Source organism: Tahibacter caeni, from assembly GCF_024609805.1.
Lineage (GTDB): Bacteria > Pseudomonadota > Gammaproteobacteria > Xanthomonadales > Rhodanobacteraceae > Tahibacter > Tahibacter caeni.
The window spans coordinates 1-7,738 of sequence record NZ_JANFVR010000234.1 but is presented as its reverse complement, the minus strand read 5'-3'; the positions used below and the strand labels follow the sequence as shown (position 1 = coordinate 7,738).

5 protein-coding genes and 1 pseudogene are annotated in these 7,738 nt (G+C 71.1%); all 6 read left to right on the top strand.

Going from position 1 to position 7,738, the window contains the following annotated elements; translation table 11 throughout:
• The coding region (locus NON22_RS17110; protein ID WP_257388157.1) for a hypothetical protein at positions 1-199 on the top strand (199 nt) is incomplete at its 5' end.
• 39 nt (positions 200-238) lie between these two features.
• Positions 239-1,219, top strand: coding sequence for an ABC transporter permease subunit (locus NON22_RS17105; RefSeq protein ID WP_257388156.1), 981 nt, complete (start codon positions 239-241; stop codon positions 1,217-1,219).
• A 168-nt stretch (positions 1,220-1,387) separates the two neighbouring features.
• Positions 1,388-1,816: a hypothetical protein gene (locus NON22_RS17100; RefSeq protein ID WP_257388155.1), complete on the top strand. Its 429-nt coding sequence runs from the start codon at positions 1,388-1,390 to the stop codon at positions 1,814-1,816.
• A gap of 27 nt (positions 1,817-1,843) precedes the next feature.
• A complete protein-coding gene (locus tag NON22_RS17095; RefSeq protein ID WP_257388154.1) occupies positions 1,844-5,467 on the top strand; it encodes a S8 family serine peptidase in 3,624 nt (1,207 codons plus the stop codon).
• A complete protein-coding gene (locus NON22_RS17090; protein ID WP_257388153.1) occupies positions 5,460-7,169 on the top strand; it encodes an MBL fold metallo-hydrolase in 1,710 nt (569 codons plus the stop codon). Before NON22_RS17095 ends, NON22_RS17090 begins: the two co-directional genes overlap by 8 nt.
• A 167-nt stretch (positions 7,170-7,336) precedes the next feature.
• Positions 7,337-7,738: pseudogene (locus tag NON22_RS17085) on the top strand (hypothetical protein); the annotation flags it as partial.

Sequence of the window (7,738 nt, the reverse complement as noted above, 5' to 3'; positions counted from 1 at the left end):
GCTGCCGTCCGGCGCCGCGCGGCGCGACGCGATCGCCGCGGCCGAAGCGCGCCTGCTCGCCGCCGACGCGGTCGTGCCGATCTACTTCTATACGTCCAAACACCTCGTCGACCCGCGACTGCGCGGCTTCGAGACGAATCCGCTCGACCACCATGCATCGCGCTGGATGGCGTGGGATTCGGCTGGGGCGGCGCAATGAGCCTGCCCGCAACCCGCGCAGACCGCCGGGAGCGCCGCCTTGGCTGACCGCGACGGATCGCCGATCGGTCCCGCGCCGGGCGCCGCCGCGCTGCTGCACCGTCTCGCCCGATCGGCGCTGGCCGCGCTGATCACGCTCTGGCTGCTCGTGACCTTGTGCTTCCTGCTGCTGCATGCGGCGCCGGGCGGACCGTTCGACAGCGAGAAGGCCGCGCCGCCGGCCGTGCAGGCCCAGCTCGCGCAGCGTTACCGCCTGGACCTGAGCCTCGGACGGCAATACCTCGCCTATCTCGGCGACGTCGCGCGCGGCGATCTCGGGCCGTCGTTCCAGTACCCGGATTTCACCGTCAACGAACTGATCGCGCGCAGCCTGCCGGTGTCGGCCGGACTCGGCGGACTCGCACTGCTGCTCGCGCTGCTGCTCGGCGTGCCCATGGGCGTGCTCGCCGCCGCACGCGAAGGCGGCGCGCTCGACCGCACGCTGATGCTGCTCGGCGCGGCCGCGCAGGCCCTGCCGAAATTCGTGATCGCGCCGCTGCTGATCCTGCTGTTCGCAGTCGAGCTGCACTGGCTGCCGGCCGGCGGCTGGGTCGCGGCCGACTGGCGCTACCGCGTATTGCCGGTGGTCGCGCTGATGCTGCCGAACCTGGCCTGGTGCGCGCGTCTGACGCGCAGCAGCATGAGCGAGGCGCTGGCCAGCGACTGGCTGCGCGCGGCGCGCGCGCGCGGCTACGGCGAAGCGCGCCTGCTGCTCGTGCACGCGCTGCCTGCAGCGGCGCTGCCGCTCGCGGCCTGGCTGAGCCCTGCACTGATCGCAGTCATCACCGGCTCGGCCGTGGTCGAGCAGATCTTCGGCATCCCGGGCGTGGGCCGCTATTTCGTGCAGGGCGCGCTCAATCGCGACTACACGCTGGTGCTCGGCGTCGTGCTCGTGGCCGGCGCGCTGGTCATTCTCGTGAACGGCGCGGTCGACGCCTTGCGCGGCTGGCTGGATCCGCGGCTGCGTGCCACGGCCGGGTGAGAAAATCGGCCCGGCCGACGCACTGAATAGCGCCTGATGTCGGTCAACCGGCTGCTCCGTCGACTCACGGCGGACCGCCGGGCCGATGTCCGACGCCCCCGATGTTCCCTCACGACACGGGCAACGACCATGCCGGACAGCGCCATCGCAACGGCCGCAACACGACAAGTGCGTCTACGCGTGCCGGCGCGGCAGCATTTCACACCTGTCATGGACGTGACCGGCGGGCGCCGCTACGCGCTCGCCGCGGCACGCACCTGGCGCGACTGGTTCATCGTCACCGACGCCCAGGGCTATGCCTCGCGCGGCCTGCAGCGCTGGTTCGAGCGCCGCCGGCTCTGTCCGGACCAGCCCTGGTTCGCGCTGTGCGGCGTGATCGCGGCCGCCGGTGCCGACGACGGCGCGCTGCGCGCCGCGGTACGCGCGCACGCCCTGCCCTGGACCCGCGAAACGCGCGACGGCGAGCCGTGGCGGGCGCCCGGAGACGGCCGTCTGTATGTTTTTCCGAATGACGTATATGCCGCATTCTGGAACAATAGCGGCCAGCTCGATCTCGTAGTCACCGAATTGGCCGAAACGGACACCGGCGCCGGCTGATGCCGCGCGCTTCGCCGGAGACTCGCCATGAACGACGCACTGCTGGTCAAGGTACGCGGCAAGGGTCAGGCATCGAAGGCCGCGCGCAACGCGTTCGGCGCCGCGGCCGCCGAAGCCGAACCGATATTGAGCCTGCCGGCGCGACCCTCGCCCGGCAGCGGCCTGGCCGCCGAAACCGAAACCACCTGGCTGCGCATGGACGCGACCGGCGACGCGGAACATCCGTGGGACCGCGCGCATGCGCTGGTCCGGTCGGCGGCGCAGGCGTTCGCAGCCGGCGCCGGCAGCGGCATGGTCGCGGTCGAGCCGGACATCGCGCAGCAGTGGGCGCATGCCGGCCACGTCACGGCCAAGGCCGGTCTCGCCGCCGCCGAAGCCTGCCGCTTCAACGACCAGGACGACGGCGGCGGCAAGGCCCGGGGCGACGGCGTCGCCTGGAATTTCGGCGATGCATTCAGCCAGCTCGCCGCGGCGCGCTCCCGCGTCGGCGACAAGCTCGCGAAGATCCGCATCGCCCATCTCGACACCGGTTACGATCCCGACCATCGCACGCTGCCGCTGCATCTGCAGCGCGCGCTGCAGCGCAATTTCGTCAAGGGCGACGGCAAGCCCGACGACGCGTCGGACCAGTCCAGCCATCTGCCGGTGGTCTCCAATCGCGGCCACGGCACCGGCACCCTGAGCCTGCTCGCCGGCAACCGGCTCGACGGCAGCGCGCCGGGCTGGGAAGGCTTCCGCGACTTCGTCGGCGCAGCCGCCCAGGCGCAGATCATTCCGATCCGCGTCGCCGACAGCGTCGTGCGCTTCAGCACGGGCACGCTCGTGCAGGGCTTCGGCTATGCGGTCGAGAAAGAAGCCCACGTGCTGTCGATGAGCATGGGCGGTCTCGCCTCGAGCGCGCTGGCCGACGCGATCAACCTCGCCTACGAACGCGGCCTGGTCATGGTCACGGCCGGCGGCAACAACTTCGCGCATACGCCGACGCCGAAGACCATCGTGTTTCCGGCGCGCTGGCGGCGTGTGCTCGCGGCCTGCGGCGTCATGGCCAACGGCCGCGCCTATGCGGAACTCGGCGGCGTCACGATGCAGGGCAACTTCGGTCCCGACGAGAAGATGGATACCGCGCTCGGCGCGTACACGCCGAACGTGCCCTGGGCCCAGCTCGGCTGCGCGAACATCGTCGACATGGACGGTGCCGGCACCTCGGCCGCGACGCCGCAGATCGCCGCGGCCTGCGCGCTGTGGCTCGCGCAGCATCTCGACCGCGTACAGCAGTATCCGCAGCCCTGGATGCGCGTCGAAGCCGTGCGCCGGGCGCTGTTCGCGGCCGCGGGCAAGACCACGCCGCGCATGAACGCGGCGGAGACGCGCAGGAAGATCGGCCAGGGCGTGCTGCGCGCACTCGATGCGCTGGCGATCGCGCCGGCCGCGGCCGAGACATTGACCCGCCTGCCGCCGGCCGAATCGTCGTGGAGCTTCCTGAACCTGATCTTCGGCAGCGGCGGGGTCAGCCTCGCCGCGCCGGCGGCGCAGCAGGCCATGCTCGAACTCGAGCTGACCCAGATGGCGCAGCGCCATGCAGCCGTGGAGCAGGCCATCGTCGATCCCGAGCGCGCGCCGAAGGACATACCGCCGGCCGCGATCAACCGGTATCTCGAAGCCGCGCTGGACCAGGGCAATCCGTCGCAGCCGCTGCGCCGGCTGCTCGAACGCCGGCTCGGCCGCGTCGCCGTGCGCCTGGACGACGACGCCAGACCGCCCTCGCCGCCGCCGCTGCGGGAGCTGCGCAAGCCGCCGCTGCCGCAGCGCCGCCTGCGCGTCTACGCGCTGGACCCGAGCATCGCTAAAAGCCTGGATTTCGCCGACGTCAACGAGACCGTGCTGCGCCTGCCGTGGGACCACGGCAGCGAACGGCCGCTGCAGCCCGGCCCGGTCGGCGAATACCTCGAGGTCGTCGACGTCGACCCGGCCTCGAACAAGGCCTACGACCCGGTCGATCTGAACGATCCGGTCCTGCTGGCGCAGGACGGCTGGGCGCCGTCGGAAGGCAATCCGCAGTTCCATCAGCAGATGGTCTATGCGGTCGCGATGACGACGATAGGCCACTTCGAGCGCGCGCTCGGGCGCCGCGCCTTGTGGGCGCGCCAGCGCACGAGCAGCGGCGGCAAGACCGAGTACCGCGAAGTGCGCCGCCTGCGCATCTACCCGCATGCGCTGCGCGCCGACAACGCCTACTACAGCCCGGAAAAGGTCGCGCTGCTGTTCGGCTATTTCCCGGCCGACTCGCGCGACGGCGACGCGACCGCGCCCGGCTCGACGGTGTTCACGTGCCTGTCGAGCGACGTCATAGCGCACGAGATGTCGCACGCGCTGCTCGACGGCCTGCACCGGCGTTTCCAGGAAGCGTCCAATCCCGACGTCACGGCGTTCCACGAAGCGTTCGCCGACATCGTCGCGCTGTTCCAGCATTTCACCGTGACCGAACTCGTGCGCTTCGAGATCGCGCGCTCGCGCGGCAATCTGTCGGCGGCCGAGCTGCTCGGCGGTCTCGCGCGCCAGTTCGGCGAAGGCACCAGCCGCAGCGGCCCGCTGCGCAACTACACCGGCGAAGCCGGGCAGAAGCTGCGCTACGCCGAGACCCTGGAATCCCACGACCTCGGCTCGGTGCTGGTCTTCGCGGTCTACGAGGCGTTCCTGCGCATCGTCGCGCGGCGCACCGATTCGCTGATCCGCATCGCGACGGCCGGCAGCGGCGTGCTGCCGCAGGGCCACCTGCATCCGGACCTCGTCGGCCGGCTGACCCACGAGACCTGCAAGGTCGCGCGCCAGGTGCTGCACATCTGCATCCGCGCGCTGGACTACTGCCCGCCGGTCGACATCACGTTCGGCGAATACCTGCGCGCGCTGATCACCGCCGACATGGACATCGTCACCGACGACGCGCGCTCCTATCGCACGGCGTTCATGGAAGCGTTCCGCCGCCGCGGCATCGTGCCGCGCGACGTGCGCACGGTGTCGCAGGAAACCCTGGCCTGGAACACGCCGTACGCTCCGCGGCCGGCCTGGCTCGTCGAGGCGCTGCGCGACGTCGATCTGAAATGGGACCTCGATCTCGACCGCAGCGCGATCTACGAACTGAACAAGCGCAACACGCGCGCGCTCTGGCGCGTGCTCGATGCGGCCATCACGAAGAATCCGGCGCTCTGCGGCGAACTCGGCCTGCTGCCCGACCTGCCGAAATTCGACGATGCCGGCCGCATCGTCCCCGCAGCCGGCAAGGCCGGGCACACGAACTTCGAGGTCCACAGCGTGCGCCCGGCGCGGCGCGTCACGCCCGACGGCTCGTTCCGCACCGACGTCGTCATCGTGCTGAACCAGCGCCGGCCCGTGCCGCTGGACGGCAAGGACCTCGCCAACGGCTGGTTCTGGTTCCGCGGCGGCGCGACCTTGATCGTCGACCCGCGCGAGAACCAGGAGGCGATCCGCTACTGCATCGTCAAGCACTGCGGCAGCACCGGACGGCTCGAACGCCAGCGCCGCTACGCCGGCGGGGCGACCGGTCTGGCGCTGCGCGAGCTGTATTTCGGCCGCGAGCTGCGCGAACCGTTCGCGCTGCTGCATGCGGGCTATCGAGGACAGGACAATGAATGAGCGCAGTGAAACGCCGCGCCGGTCTGCGGCCGCGACCGCGCGCCGCCGCGCGACGCGCACGGCGGCGGCGAAGAAGACCACGGCGCGCAAGAGCGCGGCCGGCGGGACGTTCGCGACGAAGGCCGCGGCAAGGAAAGCTGCCGCGAAGACGGCGGCCGACGGCAGGACCGCGACGAAGAACGCGGTCGCGAAGAAGGCGGTAGCAAAAAAGGCGGCGAAAAAGACCGCCGCGAAGAAAGCCGCGACGACGCGGCGCGGCGCGGCACGAAAGGCAGCCTCACGACGCGGCAGCGCGGCGCCGGTCTTCATCCGCCACTATTGCCAGGGCATCGGCGACTGCCATCTGCTGCGTTTCGACAAGGACGACGGCAGCCCCTGGCACCTGCTGATCGACTGCGGCCTGCACAGCTCGGTGCCGAACGCCGGCGAGACCATGGATGCGATCGTCGCCGACATCGCGACCGTGACGCAGCGCATCGATGTGCTCGTGATCACGCACGAGCACTGGGATCACGTCTCCGGCTTCTCGACCGCGGCCGAACACTTCGCCGGCATCGAAGTCGGCGAGGTCTGGATGGCCTGGACCGAGAATCCGCGCGACAAGCAGGCGCGCGAATTCGACGAATTCAAGGGCAAGGCGCTCGCCGCGCTGCAGCGCGCCAGCCTGCGCCTGGACGGCCTGCGCTCGCTCGACGACAACATGAGCGGCGTGCGCGACGGCCTGCAGGCGCTGCTCGGCTTCCAGTTCGGCGCCAAGGGCGAGAAAGTCCGCGCCGCACGTGACGCCGGTGCGGCGCTGAACACCGAGGGCATCCGCTACCTCGAACCGTCGTCGGCGCCGCTGCAGCCCGAAGGACTCGGCAATCTGCGCATCTACGTGCTCGGGCCGCCGCGCGACACGAACTTCTTCTCGATCCGCGAACGCGCGAGCGAGATGTACATGGCCGCGGCCGCCGCGGCCTCGCTCGAACGGACGCTGGGCCCCGACGACATCTGCGCCGTCGACACCCTCGCGCCGTTCGATCCGAACCTCGGCCTCGCGCTCGACGACGCGATCGGCAGCGGCGAAGCGGCCGACGGCGACGAGGCGGCGCTGCGCCGGCTCGTCCGCGACCTCTATGCGGCCGAAGGCAGCGCGGCGGCGACGGATCAGCGCTGGCGGCGCATCGACGGCGACTGGCTCGGCGCGAGCGCCGATCTCGCGATGCAGCTCGACGACCGCACGAACAATTCGAGTCTCGTGCTCGCGTTCGAGTTCGCCGACAGCGGCCGCGTGCTGCTGTTCGCCGCCGACGCGCAGATCGGCAACTGGCTGAGCTGGCAGGACCTGAAATGGGACGTGGACGGCGCGGCCGTCACCGGCCCCGAGCTGCTGTCGCGCGTCGTCTACTACAAGGTCGGCCATCACGGCAGCCAGAACGCTACGGCCAAGAGCAAGGGCCTGCAGCTCATGAACGATCCCGATCTCGCCGCGTTCGTGCCGACCAACGAGGTCGACGCCAAGCGCGTGAAATGGGGCGAGATGCCCTTCCACGGCATTCTGGCCGATCTGGAGCGGCGCGCCGACGGCCGCGTGATCCGCGCAGACGACGCCTGGCTCCGCAGCGGAACCGTCGATGCGCGCTTCCGCAAGGCCAACGGCGCGCTGCAGCGCGTCGCACCCGGCGGCGACGGGCTCTGGGTCGACGTCGAGGTGCGCTGACTCGCGGCCCGGCCGGGAAATCCGCACCGGCGGCGCACTCGGCCGCCGGACCTCGCCGCGACTCGCAGCAGCCGCAACCGCTGTCACAGGTGCGTTACCGCGGCCGGTGCATAGTGCATCCGCAGGCGTCCGGCGATCCGCCGCGCCGCGCGATACGGGGAGCAGGCATGACGCAGTCCATTCCGCCAGCTGACGACGACGTCATCGTGCGCCAGGGCAGCATAGTCGTGCAGCGCCTGTTCGACATCGCGTACGCGACGGACCTGAGCCGGCTCGAAGCACTCTGCACGAGCGAGCAAGGCGGCGCCGGCAGCCGCGCGCGGCTCGCCGCGACGCCGGACAAGGCCGTCACGTTCGGCAATCCGCCGCTGATCCTGCCATTGCCGGGAATGCGCCTGGAGCTGGACGGCGAGACGGTGGACTGCGCGGTCAGCGCGAACTTCTACGACTTCGGCGCGCTGGCCATCGCGATTACCGTGCCGGTGCGCGCAACGCCGTGGCCGGCGCTGGTCGCACTGAGCCGCGCGGTCGACCGCGCGCTCGGCCCGGCCGCGGCGCAGGCGCCGTGG